General features: G+C 66.7%; 14 protein-coding genes. 9 read left to right on the forward strand and 5 right to left on the reverse strand.

Annotation, left to right across the window (positions count from 1 at the left end):
- The 7 genes from H3O04_RS03420 to H3O04_RS03450 all read left to right on the forward strand — a co-directional run.
- Nucleotides 1-784 (forward strand): NAD(P)-dependent oxidoreductase (locus H3O04_RS03420; RefSeq protein WP_202587137.1); only part of this gene is annotated, 784 nt, incomplete at its 5' end.
- 54 nt (nucleotides 785-838) lie between these two features.
- Nucleotides 839-2356 carry an aldehyde dehydrogenase family protein gene (locus H3O04_RS03425; protein ID WP_124592055.1) on the forward strand — a complete coding sequence of 506 codons (1518 nt, stop codon included), beginning with the start codon at nucleotides 839-841 and terminating at the stop codon, nucleotides 2354-2356.
- A gap of 48 nt (nucleotides 2357-2404) precedes the next feature.
- Nucleotides 2405-3739 (forward strand): DUF3100 domain-containing protein, encoded by a 1335-nt coding sequence (locus H3O04_RS03430; RefSeq protein WP_023475878.1) that lies wholly within the window; start codon nucleotides 2405-2407, stop codon nucleotides 3737-3739.
- A gap of 83 nt (nucleotides 3740-3822) precedes the next feature.
- The gene (locus H3O04_RS03435; RefSeq protein ID WP_202587163.1) at nucleotides 3823-5013 is read left to right on the forward strand and encodes a M20 aminoacylase family protein; all 1191 of its coding nucleotides are present in this window, start codon (nucleotides 3823-3825) and stop codon (nucleotides 5011-5013) included.
- A 407-nt stretch (nucleotides 5014-5420) separates the two neighbouring features.
- The gene (locus H3O04_RS03440) at nucleotides 5421-7694 is read left to right on the forward strand and encodes a LamG-like jellyroll fold domain-containing protein (RefSeq protein WP_202587138.1); all 2274 of its coding nucleotides are present in this window, start codon (nucleotides 5421-5423) and stop codon (nucleotides 7692-7694) included.
- Nucleotides 7651-10089, forward strand: coding sequence for a WD40/YVTN/BNR-like repeat-containing protein (locus H3O04_RS03445; RefSeq protein WP_442862822.1), 2439 nt, complete (start codon nucleotides 7651-7653; stop codon nucleotides 10087-10089). Before H3O04_RS03440 ends, H3O04_RS03445 begins: the two co-directional genes overlap by 44 nt.
- A gap of 211 nt (nucleotides 10090-10300) precedes the next feature.
- Nucleotides 10301-11503 carry an MFS transporter gene (locus tag H3O04_RS03450; RefSeq protein ID WP_023475873.1) on the forward strand — a complete coding sequence of 401 codons (1203 nt, stop codon included), beginning with the start codon at nucleotides 10301-10303 and terminating at the stop codon, nucleotides 11501-11503.
- A gap of 42 nt (nucleotides 11504-11545) precedes the next feature.
- Here the strand turns inward: H3O04_RS03450 and H3O04_RS03455 are convergent, their stop codons facing one another.
- From H3O04_RS03455 to H3O04_RS03465, 3 genes are all read right to left on the reverse strand, one after another.
- Nucleotides 11546-12277, reverse strand: a complete 732-nt coding sequence (locus H3O04_RS03455) for an ABC transporter substrate-binding protein (RefSeq protein ID WP_202587139.1) — start codon at nucleotides 12275-12277, stop codon at nucleotides 11546-11548.
- A gap of 44 nt (nucleotides 12278-12321) precedes the next feature.
- Complete coding sequence (locus H3O04_RS03460) at nucleotides 12322-13602, reverse strand: MFS transporter (RefSeq protein WP_202587140.1); 1281 nt, start codon at nucleotides 13600-13602, stop codon at nucleotides 12322-12324.
- A gap of 139 nt (nucleotides 13603-13741) precedes the next feature.
- On the reverse strand, nucleotides 13742-14791 hold the full coding sequence (locus H3O04_RS03465; RefSeq protein ID WP_202587141.1) for an Ldh family oxidoreductase: 1050 nt from the start codon (nucleotides 14789-14791) through the stop codon (nucleotides 13742-13744).
- Between H3O04_RS03465 and H3O04_RS03470 the strand changes: the two genes are divergently transcribed.
- On the forward strand, nucleotides 14790-15020 hold the full coding sequence (locus H3O04_RS03470) for a hypothetical protein (RefSeq protein ID WP_202587142.1): 231 nt from the start codon (nucleotides 14790-14792) through the stop codon (nucleotides 15018-15020). The two genes, H3O04_RS03465 and H3O04_RS03470, sit on opposite strands and share 2 nt — an antisense overlap.
- Here the strand turns inward: H3O04_RS03470 and H3O04_RS03475 are convergent.
- Together H3O04_RS03475 and H3O04_RS03480 are read right to left on the reverse strand one after the other, a co-directional pair.
- Nucleotides 15017-15934, reverse strand: coding sequence for a LysR family transcriptional regulator (locus tag H3O04_RS03475; RefSeq protein WP_043887343.1), 918 nt, complete (start codon nucleotides 15932-15934; stop codon nucleotides 15017-15019). The genes H3O04_RS03470 and H3O04_RS03475 overlap by 4 nt on opposite strands.
- 269 nt (nucleotides 15935-16203) lie before the next feature.
- Nucleotides 16204-16662, reverse strand: a complete 459-nt coding sequence (locus H3O04_RS03480; RefSeq protein ID WP_027806114.1) for an Lrp/AsnC family transcriptional regulator — start codon at nucleotides 16660-16662, stop codon at nucleotides 16204-16206.
- Nucleotides 16663-16844: 182 nt separating this feature from the next.
- On the opposite strand from H3O04_RS03480, the gene H3O04_RS03485 reads away from it, so the two are divergent.
- Complete coding sequence (locus tag H3O04_RS03485) at nucleotides 16845-17942, forward strand: branched-chain amino acid aminotransferase (RefSeq protein ID WP_202587143.1); 1098 nt, start codon at nucleotides 16845-16847, stop codon at nucleotides 17940-17942.
- Nucleotides 17943-17957: the final 15 nt, after the last annotated feature.

The raw sequence follows: 17957 nt of genomic DNA on the forward strand, positions 1-17957 counted from the left end.
CGACGCGGCGCCGGGCGTGGCGCTCGCGCTGGCCGAACAGGCGGTGCTGTCGGCGCGCGATTCGGTGGCCGGGATCGCGCGCGACGCCGACGTGCTGCTGCTGTCGCTGCCGACCTCGGCGGTGGTCGAGGCGGTGGTGCTGGGCGCGGGCGGCGTGCTCGAGAACGCGAAACCGGGCTCCATCGTGATCGACACCACCACGGCCGATCCGGACAGTACGCGGCGCGTGGCGGCGGCTTTGGCCGAACGCGGCATCGGCTTCGTCGACGGCCCGGTGAGCGGTGGCCCGAAGGGCGCGGCCACCGCCACCATGACCATGGTGCTGGGCGGCTCGGACAGCGATATCGCGGCCATCGAGCCGATCCTCGCGGCGATCAGTGCCAAGCGCGTGCATGTGGGGCCGGTAGGCGCCGGCCACGTCACCAAGCTGCTCAACAACCTGCTGACCGGCGTGCACCTGCTGGTCGCCAGCGAGGCGGTGCGCACCGCGCGCGCGGCCGGCGTCGATCCGGAAAAGCTGGTCGAGGCGCTCAACGGCGGCTCAGGCCGCAACAGCGCGACGCTGACCAACTATCCGACCTGGATCTTCAACGGCAAGTTCGATTCCGGTTTCACGATGAAGCTGATGCGCAAGGACGTGCGGCTCGCGCTGGGCCTGCTCGACCAGTTCGACAGCGTCGCGCCGGTGGCGCGCGAGGCGGCGCGCGTGTGGGCGGCCAGCGAGGGTTCCGTCGCCGACGGCGAGGACTTCAACCGCATCGTCGACTTCGTCGACCCGGCCTGAGGCGGGGCAGCCCGCGCCACGATCCCGCTCGACTCACCTACACGGAAACCTGACATGACCCAGCACGCAGACCAGTTGCTCGCCGCGTTCGCGCACTTCTTCCCCGGTGCCGCCACGATCGGCTCGTATATCGACGGCGAACTCGTCGCCGGCCAGGGCGACACGATCCAGCTTTACGATGCGGCGACGGGCGAGGCCACGCTCGCCTATCGCGACGCCGGCGCAGCCGTTGTCGACCATGCCGCCGAAAGCGCGCGCCGCGCGCAGCGCGAATGGTGGGCGCTCACGCATGCCGCGCGCGGCCGGGTGATGCAGGAGGTGGCGCGCGCGATCCGCGCCGAGGCCGACGCGATCGCGCGGCTGGAGGCGCTGGGCTCGGGCAAGCCGATCCGCGACTGCCGGGGCGAGGTGGCGAAGGTCGCCGAGATGTTCGAGTACTACGCGGGCTGGACCGACAAGTTCTACGGGAGCGTGATCCCGGTGCCGACCTCGCACCTCAACTACACGCGCCGCGAGCCGGCCGGCGTGGTGCTGCAGATCACGCCGTGGAACGCGCCGGTGTTCACCTGCGGCTGGCAGGTGGCGCCCGCGGTGGCGATGGGCAACGGCGTGCTGCTCAAGCCGTCGGAGCTCACGCCCTTCACGTCGCTGGCGGTCGCGAGGCTCGGCGAGCGGGCCGGGCTGCCGCGCGGTCTGGTCAACGTGCTGGCCGGCTTCGGTCACACCGCCGGGCAGGCCGCGATCGCGCATCGCGTGGTGAGCAAGGTGGTGTTCGTCGGCTCGCCGGCCACCGGCGCGCGCATCGCCGAGGCCGCCGCGCGCCGCGTGCTGCCGTGCGTGCTGGAGCTGGGCGGCAAGTCGGCCAATATCGTGTTCGCCGATGCCGACCTCAAGCGCGCCGCGCTGACCGCGCAGGCGGCGATTTTCGCCGGCGCGGGCCAGAGCTGTGTGGCCGGCTCGCGTCTGCTGGTGCAGCGCGCCGTCTACGACGAATTCGTCGCGATGGTGGCTGCCGGGGCGAAGAAGATCCGCGTCGGCGCGCCGCTCGACGAGGCGACCGAGGTGGGCCCGATCAACAATCGCAAGCAGTACGACCACGTGATGTCGATGATCGCGAACGGCGTGGCGGCGGGCGCCACGCTCGCCAGCGGCTCGGCCGAGCGCGTCGAGGCGGGCCGCGGCGGCTACTTCGTCGCGCCCACCGTGCTGGCCGGCGTGTCGAACGCGATGGAGGTGGCGCGCACCGAGATCTTCGGGCCGGTGGTGGCCGCCATCCCGTTCGACACCGAGGAGGAGGCGATCGCGATCGCCAACGACACCGACTTCGGCCTGGCCGGCGCGGCATGGACCACCGACGTGGCGCGCGCGCATCGCATGGCTGCGCAGGTGAATGCCGGTACCTTCTGGGTCAACGGCTACAAGACCATCAACGTGGCGTCGCCGTTCGGCGGCTACGGCATGAGCGGCTACGGCCGCTCGAGCGGGGTCGAGGCGCTGTACGAATACACGCAGACCAAGAGCGTGTGGGTCGAGACGGCGGAAGCGCCGCCCACCGCGTTCGGTTATCTGTAATCACCGGTCCGCATGCGACGGCAGCCGGGCTTCAAGGGGAGATTCGTCATGGAACACGCACTGGGTATCGAGCGCCGCGAGCTGGGCGGCGCGGCCACCGCCAAGGTCCTGCTTTACGCGGCCGGCATTTTGCTGGTCGCCGAATGGATCGGCTCGTTCACGTTCAAGCTCGGACCGGGCAAGGTCGTGCTGCTGCCGATGATCTGGGCGCTGCTGCTCGGCGCCGCGGTGGGGCTGGCCAGCGCGCGCTGGAACAGCAGCGCGCGCCTGAGCGTGCCCGACCAGTTCTTCGCGGCCGCGATCCTGCAGCCGGCGCTGCTGCTGTTCGTCTCCAAGCTCGGATTGATGGTGGGCAGCGCGCTGCCCAAGCTGGCGTCGGCGGGCTGGGCGCTGGCCTTCCAGGAATTCGGCCACTTCGTCGGCACCATCCTGCTCGGCCTGCCGCTCGCGTTGCTGCTCGGCATCAAGCGCGAGGCGATCGGCGCGACCTTCTCGGTGGGCCGCGAGCCGAGTCTGGCGATCATCGGCGAGAAGTACGGGATGGATTCGGCCGAGGGGCGCGGCGTGCTGGCCGAGTACCTGACCGGCACCGTGTTCGGCGCGGTGTTCATCGCCGTGTTCGCGGGTTTCGTGAGCAGCCTCGGCATCTTCGATCCGCTCGCGCTGGCGATGGGCTCGGGCGTCGGCTCGGGCAGCATGATGGCGGCCGCGTCGGGCGCGATCGCCGCGCAGCAGGACCCGGAGACGGCGAAATCGGTGCTCGCGTTCGCCGCGGCCAGCAACCTGATCACCACCACCATCGGTACCTACTTCACGCTGTTCATCTCGCTGCCGCTCGCGGTCTGGGGCTATCGCGTGCTGGAGCCGCTGATCGGCCGCACCACCAAGGCCTCGGCGCAGCCGGAGGCGGCCAGCCCGTCGTTGGGCGAAGTGCGGACCGAGGCACCCGCGCTCGGCTACGGCGGCAAGCTGCTCGCGTGGATCGTGACGGCCGCGATGGCGCTGGTGTGCGACTGGATCGCCCACGGCACCACACCGTTGGCGGGACTGCCGGGAATCGCGATCATGGTGGCCGCGACGATCGTCGGCGACGCGCTGGCGCGCGTGACGGGGCGGCGGATTCCGGCGGTCTGCTGGGTATCGGTGGTGGCGATGTTCCTGACCTCGCCGTGGTCCCCGTGGGCTTCGCAGATCGCCGCGCTCAGCTCGCACAACGATTTTCTCGGCGTGACCACGCCGATGCTGGTGTTCGCGGGGTTGTCGATCGCCAAGGACATCCCGGCCTTCCGCCGGCTCGGCTGGCGCATCGTGCTGGTGTCCTTCGTGGCCAATGCCGGCACCTTCATCGGCGCGACCCTGGTGGCGCAGCTGTTCCATATCTGACGTCTCGCGGGGCGGTGGCGGGCGGCATGAATCGGCCCGCCGCCACGCCACGCCGCGACGACCGCAAAAGTGCTTCCCTCCGCATGAAACTGATCGATTCCATCGTCGCGCACGCCGACGAACTGACGGCGATCCGCCGCGATATCCATGCCAATCCCGAGGTGGGCTACGACGTGTACCGCACCGCCGAACTCGTCGCCGAGCGGCTCGAGCAATGGGGTTACGCCGTCACGCGCGGCGTCGGCCGCACCGGCGTGGTCGGCACCTTGAAGCGCGGCGGCAGCGCGCGTGCGATCGGCCTGCGCGCCGACATGGATGCGCTGCCCGTGCAGGAGGCCAACACCTTCGCGCATCGTTCGACGGTGCCCGGCGCGATGCATGCGTGCGGCCACGACGGACACACCACCATGCTGCTCGGGGCCGCGCGCCATCTGGCGCGGCATGGCGAGTTCGACGGCACCGTGCAGTTGTTCTTCCAGCCGGCCGAGGAAGCGGGCGGCGGCGCGCGCGCGATGATCGAGGACGGCCTGTTCGAGCGTTTCCCGGTGGATGCCGTGTTCGGGCTGCACAACTGGCCCGGCATCGCGGCCGGCGATTTCGCGGTGCGGCCGGGGCCGCTGATGGCCTCGACCAGCCTGTTCCGGATCGACTTGCGCGGGGCCGGCTGCCACGCGGCCATGCCGCACCTGGGCCGCGATCCGGTGTTCGCGGCGGGGCAGGTGCTGAGCGCCCTGCAGGGGATCGTCACGCGCAACCGCAATCCGATCGACGGCGCGGTGCTGTCGGTCACGCAGGTGCATGCGGGCGAGGCGATGAACGTGGTGCCGACCGATGCCTGGCTCGGCGGGACGGTGCGGACCTTCTCCGATGCGACGCTCGACCTGATCGAGACGCGCATGCGCGCGGTGGTGGCCGCGACGGCCGCGGCCTTCGATTGCGAGAGCGAGGTGGATTTCCAGCGCCAGTATCCGGCTACCGTGAACGACGCCGAACAGACGGCAGTGGCGGTAGCGGTGATGCGCGAGCTGGTGGGCGACGCGCATGTGAACGCGGCCGTCGATCCGACCATGGCGGCGGAGGATTTCTCGTTCATGCTGCGCGAGAAGCCGGGTTGTTATGCGTTCCTCGGGAATGGGGCGGGCGATCATCGCGTGCACGGGCATGGCGGCGGGCCTTGCCTGCTGCATAACGCCAGTTACGACTTCAACGATGCGTTGCTGCCGGTGGGAGCGAGTTATTTCGTGAGGCTGGTGGAGCGCGTGTTGGGGCGGTAGGCAGGCGCTGCCGACACTGCAGGGGGAGTCGACGCCGCTTTGCGCGACACCACGGTCGGCGACGATTTTATTTCGTTGGACGAATAGGCTGGATTCCGGGGAAGTCTTGCGGTTCCGCGTCGGCGTCGGCCGATGAAGCGCCATGTGAACTTCGCAAACGGTGACGACCTTTGCTCTGTTCTACGGCTGTGCCGGGCCGCCTCGTGCACTCCTCGATCCTTGCATCATCGATGTGACAAGTGCGTGTCATCGGTGAATTTGTTATTTTCCGCTTGATTGGATCCCTATCACACTGGATAGAATGCTTCCCGTTCCTGACGAATACGGAACGGATAGTACATTTTTGTCGCGTTGACGATAGCGAAAAAACAGGGGATCCAGACATGCGAGACAAGGGAGCATCGACGATGCTGTCCGAGGAAATCGTCCCACTCGGCGACATCGAGAGTACTGCACGACGCCATTTCGTGATGGGTCTCGGTGCTACGCTTCTGGCCGGATGCGGCGGTGACGGAGGTAACGCGGTTACAGACGCTGAGCGTACATCGGCAAACAACAGCGCCCTGGCGTCCGGAGTTGCTCCAACTTCTGGCGGTATCGACGCACGCGCGACGTCGGCAGGCACTGCCCAAACCCGCACCTTCACGCATCCTGGCTTGCTGCATACCGAGGCGGATTTCGCACGCATGCGCGCGAAAGTCGGCGCGCACGCTTCCCCGTGGATCGACAGCTGGAACGTGCTCGTCGCCAACGGTCACACGCGCCTGACGAACAAGCCGAACCCGCAGGTCGGCATCTATCGCGGCAACGATCCGACGCATGGTCAGAACTACGGCGCGCTCTACAACGACATCGCCGCCGCCTATGGCGACGCGCTGCGCTGGAAGGTGTCGGACGACAAGCGCTACGCCGACAAGGCCGTGGAGTATCTGGACCAATGGGCCTCGACGCTGACGACGCTCGGCGGCAGCGACGTGGCGCTCGCCGCCGGCATCTATGGCTACGAGTTCGCCAACGCCGCCGAAATCATGCGCAGCTACAGCGGCTGGAGCCCGGCCGGCCTCGCCGCGTTTCAGGCGATGATGCGCAATGTCTTCTACCCGGTCAGCCATGCTTTCCTGACCCGTATCGACACCGCGATGGACACGCACTACTGGGCCAACTGGGGACTGGCGAACATCGCGTGCGTCCTGGCCATTGGCGTGCTGTGCGACGATGCCGAGCTCGTCAACGAGGCCGTCACCCATTTCAAGACCGGTGGCAGTAACGGCTGTATCCGGCAAGCCGTGTATTACATGCATCCCGGCAACCTCGGGCAATGGCAGGAAGCCGGCCGGGACCAGGGGCACAGTGTGCTCGGCATTGCATTGACGGGCGCCATTTGCGAGATGGCGTGGAATCAGGGCATCGACCTGTACGGCTACGACAACAACCGCTTCCTCGCAGGCGCGGAATACGTGGCCAAAGCCAACCTGACACAGGAGGACGGCGCGTTCCACACGGTGCCTTTCGTCACGTACCAGAACAGCGCCGGCGTCATCCAGACGCAGCTGTCCACCGGCGGGCAAGGCAGCGCCCTGGGGCGGCCCTGCTGGGCGCTGGTGGCCAACCATTACATCAACCGCAAAGGTCTGGCGGCGCCTTACACCCAGCGCGCAGCCGAGCTTGTGGCACCGGAAGGCGGTGGCGGCAACTACGGCTCCAACAGTGGCGGATTCGACCAGCTTGGCTACGGCACGCTCACCTGCACGCTCGACCCCGGCACCCCTGCCGCCACGCCGACCGGCCTGACGGGCTACACCAGTGCGGGCAAGGTGGTGCTGTCGTGGTGGGGCAGCAGCAACGCCGTCAGCTACAACGTCAAGCGCGCCACCATTGCCGGCGGACCATACAGCACCATCCAGAGCGGGATCACCGGTCTGCTGACCTATACCGACATGCCAGCCGGTGCCGGCACGTATTTTTATGTCGTGACGGCGCAAACGATTGCGGGCGAATCGGCGCACTCCAACGAAGTGAAAGTGATCACGGCGCAGCAGTTGCTCGCGCACCTCGCGTTCGATGAAGGCAGCGGCATCACGGTCGCCGATAGCTCGGGCAACGGGCGCAATGGCACGCTCAACGGCGCTACGTGGGCAGCGGGGCGCAGCGGCAACGCGGTCTCGCTCAACGGCTCGGGCGCGTATGTGGCGCTGCCCGACGATCTGCTGGCCGATGTGTCGGACTTCACCATCGCCAGCTGGGTGTTCTGGAACGGCTCGCAGACGTGGGCACGCCTGTTCGATTTCGGCACGGGCTTTCACCGCTACATGATGTTCACGCCGCGCGGGCAGATGCGCAACGGCTGGGCCGGCATGCGCTTCGCCATGACGGCCAACGGCCCCGGTGACGGCCCTCCGGAACAGATCATCGACGCGCCCACCGAGCTGCCGAGCAAGCGATGGGTGCATGTGGCCGTCACGCTGTCGGGTTCGACCGGCACGATCTACGTGGACGGCATGCCCGTCGGTACCAACACGGCGATGTTCCAGGCGCCGTTCCGCCTCGGCGGTGCCACGCAGAACTGGCTGGGCAAATCGCAATACAGTGCCGACGCCACGTTCCACGGCCTGATCGACGATTTCCGCATCTATCGCGGTGCGCTCGGCGCTGCGCAGATTGCATCGCTCGTGGCGAATTGATTGCGCAGGGCCCGACGGCGGGCCCTGCGATGAACCTCTTCCTTCAAGGATTTCTCCGATGACCGTGTTTTCTCAGCGATGGATTGCCGCTGCGGCGGTGGCGTGTACGTTATGGGGCTGTGGTGGTGGATCCGGCAGCACGACAGGCGCGTCCAGTCTGGCCGCCAATGTCGCCGCCAATCGTGGCCAGATCGGCGGAAACGGCAGCGGCAGCAACCTGCCGGCGGCGAGCTGGACCAGCGTCAAGTGGGGCGGGGGCGGCTACGTCACCGGCCTGATCTATCATCCGACCAACGCGAGCCTGCTGTACGCACGCACCGACGTCGGCGGCGCGTACCGCTGGAATGCGGCCAGCTCGACATGGACGCCCATCACCGACGGCATCGGTTTCGGTGCGGGCGAGGGCGACTTCCACGGCGTCGAAAGCCTCGCACTCGACCCGAACGACGACCAGCTCGTCTACATGATGACCGGCATTACGGTGACGCAGGGGCACAACGGCCGCATCTACATCTCCAGCGATCGCGGCAACACGTGGACGCACTACGACCTGCCGTTCCCGGTAGGCGGCAACGACAACGGCCGGGCCACCGGCGAGCGCCTGCAGGTGGACCCCAACAATCCGTCGACGCTGTTCTACGGCTCGCGCACGGCCGGCCTGTGGAAGAGTGCCGATTCGGGCCGCACGTGGGCGCAGGTCACGGGATTGTCCTCCACCACGATCGGCGGCGGCAATTCCCCGATCGGCGTCGAACAGGTGATCTTCGATACGTCGGGCAAGGGTAGCGGCCAGCCGACCTGGATCATGTGGGCCACCGTCGCCCCGGACTACGCGAACGCGGCGGGCCTGACGTCGACGCTGTACAAGTCCACCAACGGCGGCTTTTCGTGGACGCCGGTGCCGGTCCCGTCAGCGGTGTCCGGCTACTACATCCCGCACGTCGTGCGCACGTCCGACGGCACCTTTTACGTGGTGTTCAACGCGGGCGTCGGCCAAGGCATCGGCGGACCGAGCCGTCTCTACAAGTTCGGCGGCAGCAACGACAGCAACTGGACGCTGCTCAACAGCTCCAGCAGCAACGGCTTTGGCGGCCTGTCCGTCGCCGGTCTGGGCTCGTCCGCTCGCATTGCACTGGGCATGACCGGCTGGAGCGACACCAGCAAGACGATCCAGCTATCCGACGACGGCGGCACTACATGGCGCGAAATCGAGGCCGGCATGCCGCATACCGGCATTGCTGCGGGTGGCTGCGCCGGCTGGGTCGAGGGCGTCACCATCGACCCAACCAATCGCGATCACGTCATGCACGTCCACGGCGGCGGCATCTGTGAAACGATGAACGCCTCGTCGCCCACGCCAACCTGGAGCCCCAAGGTCGACAACCTCGAGGAAACCGTGACGCTGGCGCTGGTCACGGCGCCGCCCGGTGCGTCATACAACTTCATCAACAGCGCGGGCGATATCGGCACGTGGGTCAATACGGATCTTTCGACGAGGCCGACGAAGGGCCCCTTGAACACGTGGAGCAACGGCAACTCGGCCGATATGTCGTGGTCCGATCCGGCGTACATCGCCGCCGCGGGCGTCGACAACGCCAACGGCCATGCCACCAGGGGCTTCTGGTCGGGCGACAGCGGCAATAGCTGGTCGACGTTCGCGTCGCTGCCCAACGGCGCAGCGGCAAGCCAGAGCAACGTGGGCAACCTGGTCGTCCCGTCACGCAACAACGTGACCTGGGCACCGCCGGACTCGGTGCCGTCGTACACGACAAACAATGGCGCCAGCTGGACGGCGACCAACCTGCCGGCGTTCAGCGCCGTCTGGAACGGCTTCCCGCGTGCCTACCGCCTGGCCGCGGACCGCAAGAACCCGAACAAGGTCTATGCGTATGATTCGGGCGGTGCGTCGTGGAGCTGGCAGCGCGGCAAGATCTACGTCTCGAACGATGGCGGCCACACGTTCACGCTGAGCCAGGGCTCGGTGAACGCGAATCTGGCGTGGAATTCGTGGCGGGATACGTCGATGGCGGTCAATCCGAACGCGGAGGGCGATCTTTGGCTGGCCGACGGCACGGCCGTGTACCACTCGGTGGACTCGGGGGCGACCTGGTCGAAGCTCGGCGCCTTTGCGTCGGCCAACGGCACGCCGGGCGCCACCGTGATCGCGTTGGGCAAGGCACCGACCGGTTCGCCGTACTCGGCCGCGGTCTACGTGGAAGGCACGCTGAACGGCGTCTGGGGCATTTACCATTCCGACGACGGCGGCGCGACGTGGGCGCGCTTCAACGACGACGCGCACCAATTCGGCGACTCCGGCGTGATGGCCGGCGACTGGAACACATACGGCCGGATTTACGTCAATGGCGCCGCTCGCGGTCTGATCTTCAGCAATTGAGGTCGACCGTCCGGTTGCGGTTTGCAACCGGACGGTGCGCGTGGTTGAATGGCGGCAAGGACGAGGATCTCGTGCTTTCTCGTGCTCGTCAGCGGGGTCGATCCGAGCAGCGCAACATCGACGGCGCGTCCGGATCGACGTACCGAGCGCCCCGCGAAGCGGGCGTATCCCGCGGGCGCCTTCCGACCAATCTTGCAGAGGCATACGCGTGATGCGCGTCGATCAGCCGGCCTTTCTGGGTTCTCTCTTTCTGGCGCGCCTTGCAGACCAGATGCTGCTCTTTCTGGTGCCGCTCGTCGTCTTTCAGGTCACTCGGCAAGCGACGTGGTCCGGGCTCGCTTTTTTCATCGAAACGCTCCCGCGATTCATTGCCTTCCCGATCTGCGGTGCACTGAGCGATCGCGTGTCGCCGATTCGCGTGCTGCGAATGAGCCAGGCCAGCCGGGCCGTCGCTTGTCTGATCGGCATCGTCGGCTATGTCGCCTGGAGCGGAATCGGCTGGCTGATCGCGCTGTCCGCCGTATGCGGCGTACTCACGAGCCAGGGTCTCGTCGCCCGGGAGGTGCTGCTGCCGCAGATTTTTCCGCTGCAGCGCTTCGAGAAGGTGCTGGCCCATACGCAGCTCGCCGATCAGTCGGGCGTCGTGCTCGGACCGATCGTTGCGGCGGCGCTGCTGGGATGGCGCACCTGGGAGTGGGGCGTCGCTTGCGCGGCGCTACTGTTCGTCGCGGCGGATCTGTTGGCGTTCGTATGGCAGCGCACCAGCACGGCGCGCATTGCGCGTCCCGAGCACGCGGTGGGGCCGTGGTATGCGCCGTTCGGCGTGGCGCTGACGCATGTCCTTACGCTGCCGGGGCTCTCGCGGCTCGTCCTGCTCGCGGCGGCGGAAAACCTCGTGATCGGGACGACACTGGCGACGTCGGCTGCGATGGTCACCGGTACGTTTCGGCAGTCGGGCGGTTTCTATGCGGGGCTGCAGGTCGCGGGTGCCGTCGCGACGGTCGTGGTCCTGTTGTTCGTCGCGCGTATCGAGGTATCGCGCGTGCGGCTCGGCATCGTCGCATTCGTCGCGATCGCGGCCGGCGGCCTCGTGATGGGCCTGTCGGGTTCGATCGCGATGTACGTTGCCGGTTTCCTGATGGTCATCGGTTTCGACAAGATGTTCAACGTGTACATCCGCAGCGCACGGCAGGCGATCATTCCCCCTCGGGACTATGGCAAGACGACGGGCGTCATCGTCCTGCTGAACAACGCGACGCAGCCGCTTGGCGGGCTGCTCGTGGGGCTCTTCTCCGGCCGCGGGCGCGTGGCGCTCGTCGTGACGCTGACGTCGATCGGCATGGCGATACTGGGTGGCGCGATCGTTGCCGTCGGCGCGGCGCGGACGCGATCGACCGCGCGCGTGTCGGACTGACGCGACTGACGCCCAAGCCGACGACGCGTGGGCCGCGTCGGCCTACGCAGCGGGCGCGACCGACGCGCCGGTAATCTTGTGCCGCGCGAGTGCCTCGGCGACGAACCCGGATGCCTTCGCTTCCTCGACGAAGGCCCGCAACGTGTCGGCTGCCGCCGCACCGCGGCTTTTCGGCAAACCCATCGCCTGACGGATCACCATGAATCGCTCGTCGAGCAAACGCAGGCCAGGCGCTTGACGTGCGTCTGCCTCGAGCTGTTGCTTGACGCCGGCGGCCACATCCAGGCCCTCGTCGAGGAACGTCCGGACGACGGTCGGAGACGTCGGTGCCCGCACGATCCGCGCATGCTTCAACTCGCGCGTCAGGAACAAATCGTAAGCGCTTCCCTCACCAACTGCCACGCGGATCGACGGCTGGTCGACATCGTCGTTGGCGCGAATCGACGATTCATCGCGCACCATGTAATAGCCTTCGATCAAAACGTACGGATCGGTAAACGCGATGGTTTCTCCTCGTCGTGGATCGATGGCGAAGAAGCCGACGTCTGCCCGCTCGTCGCTGACCGCCTGGACGGACTTGCCGGCCGCGTCGAGCACCACGAGTTCAAGTGCCACGCCGAGCGTTGCGGCAAAGGCGCGCGCCAGATCGACCGACACACCGGCCGGTTCGCCCGATGCGTCCTTGCTCGCGAGAATGGGATTCCCGAGATTGATCGATGCCCGCAGCTTGCCGGTGGGTGTGAGTGCGCGAATGACGGATGGGTCGGGTTTCATGTCGATAGCGTGAAGAAAAGAAATTCATGGGTGGGCACGAGCCTTCAGCCGCAGACCCGTGCATCGCTCGACTTGCGTTGCGCGAGCGCCCGGGGCCTCAGCAGTATCGCGACGGCCAGCACGCTGGCGAGCGCAATACCGCCCGCGAGAAAGAACGCGCTGAAGAACGTATGGCTTTCCTGCACGAGAAAGCCGGTGGCAGCCGGGCCGACGATGCCCGCGCAGTTGGCGATCGCGTGTACGCATCCGCCGACACTGCCGAGTTTCGGGCCGGGGATCGTGTCCTGAATCAGTGCCCAATAGGCGCTGCCGCTCAGATAAAGGGCAAACACCGCAACGGCCATCAACAGCAGCGCACCGAGCGTCGTGGTCACGGCGCCGGCCAGCGTGACGCACACGCCTCCCGTGCCGAGACAGGCGATCAATACCCGCTTGCGCGCGAGCAATGCGTTGCCCGTGCGGCGAAAGATCAGATCGGACAGCACGCCGCTCAGTCCGTAGCCGATGAACCCCAGCAGCCAGGGCAGCACCGTCGCGAGACTCATGCTTTTCAGGCTCAGGTGGCGGTCCATCGTCAGAAAGGTCGGGAACCAGGTGAGAAAGAAAAACAGGATGTAGCTGTAACCGAAGTACGAAATCATCGCCGCGAGAATGGCGGGCTGCTTGAGGTAGAAGCCGAGGGGCCGCAGGTCCGCAGGGTTTTCGGGGACGCTTCGGTCGGATTCGATCAGCCGGCGTTCGTCATCGGATACGCGTGCATGCTGATGCGGCTTGTCGGTCGCCATGGACATCCAGAACACCAGCCAGAGCAAGCCGAAACACGCGATTCCGGCGAATGCGACGCGCCACCCGTAAGCGGCCGTCAGCAGGCCGACGACCGGCCCTGCAACCGCGCCGCCCAGCGGCAGGCCGCAATTCGCGAAGCCGAATGCGGTCGCCGATTCCTTGTGCGGAAACCAGTTGTTCACGATCTTGTTGATCGTCGTCGCGAGCGGACCTTCGGCCATGCCGAACAGCGTGCGGACGGCCAGCAGCGAGCCGAAGCCGCCGGCAAGACCGGTCGCACCGCATAGCAACGACCACGTCAGGACTGCCCCGGAGAAGACGCGCTTGCCGCCCCAGCGATCCGCCGCCCATCCGCCGATGAAATTGAATGCCGCGTAGCCGATGAAGAACGTCGAGAACAGCAGCCCGAGGCTGCTCGGCGACATATGCAGTTCCCGCATGACGGCGGGGGCGGCGACGGACAGCGCCGCACGGTCGAGATAATTGATGAAGCCTGCGATGAACAGCAGCAGGACGATGCGCCATCGAATGTTTGTCACCTGTCGCTCCCTGGAGCTTGTTATGTGCTTGACGGCCGGGCGCTCGAACGCGCTATCCGGTCCGTCGCTTGTCGTTTCGCTGCCGCGCCGTGCGTTCGGAGCGGTGCGAGCGTGGCGGCCACGCTCGCGAACGCGGCGTTCAGCGCCGCGGACGGGCGGTCGCTTCCAGCATCGCGAGCTGTGCCGCGCCGATATCGATGCCTTCCGCCATCTGGCGTTCCAGGCGACCGAGTTCGATCTCGCCGGGCACGATCACGGGCGCCTCCGGATCGGCCGGTTGGGAGCCGTGCAGGATCGCCGCGTAATCGGCCATGTGCGTGGCGAGCCACCCGGTGCTGCCGAGCCGGGTCGTATCGATGAGAATGAAGAAGTGGCCGAGATTCTGCGGTTGTTCAGGGTCGTCCTCCCACGACTTGACGTGCGTGAGATACGCCGCTCCGGAAAGCAGTCCCGCGAACAGGTCGACCACCAGTGCGAGGCCGTAGCCCTTGTGGCCGCCGATCGGCAGCAGAAAGCCGTCGAGCGCGGCTTTCGGATCGGTGGTCGGTTTGCCTTGCGCGTCGGTGGCCCAGTCGCCGGGAATCGGCTCGCCCCGCTTGAGCGCGTTGCGGATCTTCGCCCGTGCCGCGACGCTGATCGCCATGTCCAGCATGAACGGGCGCCCGTCCGGGTTCGGGACGCCAAAGCCGACGGGACTGTTGCCCAGGCGGGCGTCGGTACCGCCCCACGGCGCGATCGTCGTCGTCGCGTTACTGCCGATGATGCTGGCGAAGCCCTGCATCGCGGCGAGGTACGAATAGGGGGAGACGGGGCCGAAGTGATTGCTGCCGCGCACGAACACACAGGCAATGCCTTGTTCGCGTGCGGCCGTCATCGCCAGATCGAGTGCGCGATGGCCGACGAGCGGGCCGATGCCGTTGTCGCCGTCGAGGCGGTAAAGGGCCGGCGCCACCTGTTCGGTGGTGATCGACGGTGCGGGATTGATGCCGCCGATGCGCAGGCGCGAGCCGTACGATTCGATACGGCTCGTGCCGTGCGTACGCAGACCGAACAGATCGGCAAGCACGAGGATCGTGGCGGTGTCGGTCGCATCGGCGCGCGTCAGGCCGAGCGCGCAGAGTGCTTCGATGGTCAGCTCGGTCAGATGTGCCTTGCTGACGATGCCGTGGGTGGGAGTGGGCTGGGTCATGGAACGCGTTGTCTCCTTCGATTTGAAAACCGTGCGGTTCAAGCGGCTGCGAATAGCACGACGCTTGCGTTTCGCACATGATCGAGCAGGAGCGGTTCACGCAACAAACGCATATTTTCGTTCGATTGGTGCGCCGTGCGCACGAATCGAACCCAATCCAACCCAACCACCGGATGCGCGCGAAGGCTTTGCCGTGCCGCCCGAAGCCGAGGGCCGGCGCTTCGCCTAAGCGGCCGTGCTTGCGGGAGGCACACCGGGTGCACGCATCTCCGTCAACAGCTGAAGGAAGAAGCGGCCCGCGGAGGACAACCCGCGGCCGCGCCGCTGGATGACACCCAGCGTTCGCCGGATCGGCGGATCGACGAGCGCGACGCTGGCAAGTACCTTGTGCGGGCCGCGGGGCATCGCGAGCCGAGGCACGACACCGACGCCCAGGCCCGCTTCGATCAGACTCACGAGCGCGGGTACATGGCGTACCTCGCAGAACCATTTGGGCCGGTCGGCCGCGCCTGCCAGCGCCTCGTCTATGACCGCGCGATTGCCGCTGCCTTGCGCGATGGCCAAATACTCGAGGCCGGCGAGCTCCGCCCACGCGACGGATTTGCGCTTTGCGAGCGGATGACTGCGCGGGCAAGCGAGAACGAAAGGGTCGTCGAGCAGCGGCGTGAATTCGATGTCCGGCTCTTCGGTGCCGACGTAAGTCAGGCCAAAATCGGCTTCCCCGCGCGCGACGGCGAGAAAAACCATCGACGACGGCTCGTCGATGAGACGCAGGCGAATGCCCGGGTAGCGCTGATGATAGGTCGCGATGGTTTCCGGCAGGAAGTAGCGCACCGCCGACGGCACGCACGCGACCGTGAGTTCGCCGGTCATCTTGCGGGCAAGGTCGTCGAACTCGAGCATCGAGTTGTCGACCTCGTTGAGGATGCGGTGAGCGCGCTCGAGAAACCCGCGGCCGACGATCGTCAGGTCCATCTTCCGTGTGGTTCGCTCGAACAGTCTGACGCCCAGCACCTCTTCGAGTTTTTCTATCCGGCGCGACAGCGCGGATGCCGACAGATGCAGTGCATCGGCCGCCGCGCGAAAGCTGCCGAGGTCGGCCGTCGCCACGAAGGCCCGCAAGTCCGATATCTCGAAATTCATGCCGATGACCACAGCGAGGGAAAGGGGTGCCCAGTTTCGGCGTGCCGATGGGGGCTGTCAATTCGTGCGTGCGGCACACGAATTCGCCGGCGCGATCGGCCTGCCTTGCGGCGGGCGACGGGCGGGGGGCCGTCCCGACTCGAGAAACGCTCGCCGACGCTGCCGACGTGAACACCCGCGGCGGGTGGGAACAAGAGATGCCAGTCTGACGCTTTCGTTGTCCCGGTTCCCGGAATTCCGCACGAGCCGTCCCGCAGCGCCGCGCACGCTCAAAGCGGCAGCACGGAAGTCTGCTTGATCTTCTGCATCGGAATCTCGGTCTTCACGCTCTGCACGCCTTCGATCCGGGTCAAGTGGTCGATCTGGAGTTTCCGATAGGCGTCGATGTCGGCGGTCACGACCCGCAGCAGGCAATCGCAATCGCCCGCCATCAAGTGGCACTCGAGCACCTGTGGCAGCCGTTGAACCGCCTCGGTGAAACGGTCGACGGTTTTCGCGTCCTGGCTCGTCAGCCAGATACGGACGAACACGGTCAACCCCGCGCCGATCTTCGAGGCGTCGAGCAGCGCCGCGTAGCGCTCGATGACCCCAGCCTGTTCCAGCTGCCTGACCCGACGCAGGCACGGTGACGGCGACAAGCCCACTTTCTGCGCCAGTTCCACGTTCTGGATGCGCCCATCTTCCTGGAGCGCTCTCAGAATGCGACGGTCCATTTCGTCCAGTTCGATCGCGGTCATTGATCCGACAAGTTCGGTTGAGGCACGCAGTGCCGGAATGTTCGGTTTTTGAGGCATTGAATTGCCAAAACGCTTCCATCTTAGGTCGAACACGCAACCTGAAATTATTTTTTCTACGATAAATTTTGGCCCGTAGCAGCCGGGGCGGTCCCGCTGCCGATCAAGGGGCAAAAATGAGCACCGGTTCCGTCCAGCACTTCGCATTCGAACAAAATCCCCATCCCGTCCCGGCGGCCGAGCGCGCCGCGCTGCTCGACGATCCCGGTTTCGGCCGGGTCTTCACGGATCACATGGTGACGATCCGGTACTCGGCGGAACAAGGGTGGCATGACGCGAAAATCGGGCCGCGCGAAGCGTTCCGATTCGATCCGGCCACGCTCGTGCTGCATTACGCGCAGGAGATTTTCGAGGGCTTGAAAGCCTACCGGTTGCCGGGCGGCGGCGCGGCGTTGTTCCGTCCCGACGCGAATGCGCGGCGCTTTCGCCATTCCGCCGAGCGGCTGTCGATGGCGCCGTTGCCGGAGGCGATGTTCGTCGAATCGGTGCGTGCGCTGGTGCGGGCCGATCGTGACTGGATTCCGGCGTTCGACGGTGCGGCGCTCTATTTGCGTCCGTTCATGATCGCGACGCAGGCGGTGCTCGGCGTGAAGCCGTCGCCGGAGTACCTGTACTGCGTGATCGCGACGCCGGTCGGCGCGTACTTCAAGAGCGGCGCGGCCGGGGTCACGTTGTGGGTGTCGGAGCACTACACGCGGGCGGCGCCGGGCGGTACGGGCGACGCGAAATGCGGCGGCAACTATGCGGCGAGCCTGGCGGCGCAGGCGGAGGCGATTCGCGAAGGCTGCGAGCAGGTGGTGTTTCTCGATGCGGTCGAACGCCGCTGGATCGAGGAACTGGGCGGGATGAACGTGTTCTTCGTGTTCGACGACGGGTCGATCCGGACGCCGCCGCTGAACGGGACGATTCTGCCGGGCATCACGCGCGCGTCGTTGATCACGCTGGCCCGGGAACTGAATTACACGGTGCGGGAGGAGGGCTACACGATCGAGCAATGGCACGCGGATGCGCGCAGTGGTCGACTGGTCGAGGCGTTCGCATGCGGCACGGCGGCGGTCGTGACGGCGATCGGCCGGGTGAAGGGCCGGGCGTACGACTTCACGATCGGCGACGGTGGCGCAGGGCCGGTCACGCAGCGCCTGAAGGCGGCGCTGCTCGATATCCAGAACGGGCGTGAAGCCGATCGCCACGGCTGGGTAGACCGCGTGTTCTGAGTTCGGCACGGCGGC

The sequence above is a fragment of the Burkholderia sp. KCJ3K979 genome (genome assembly GCF_016759955.1).
Lineage (GTDB): Bacteria > Pseudomonadota > Gammaproteobacteria > Burkholderiales > Burkholderiaceae > Burkholderia > Burkholderia orbicola.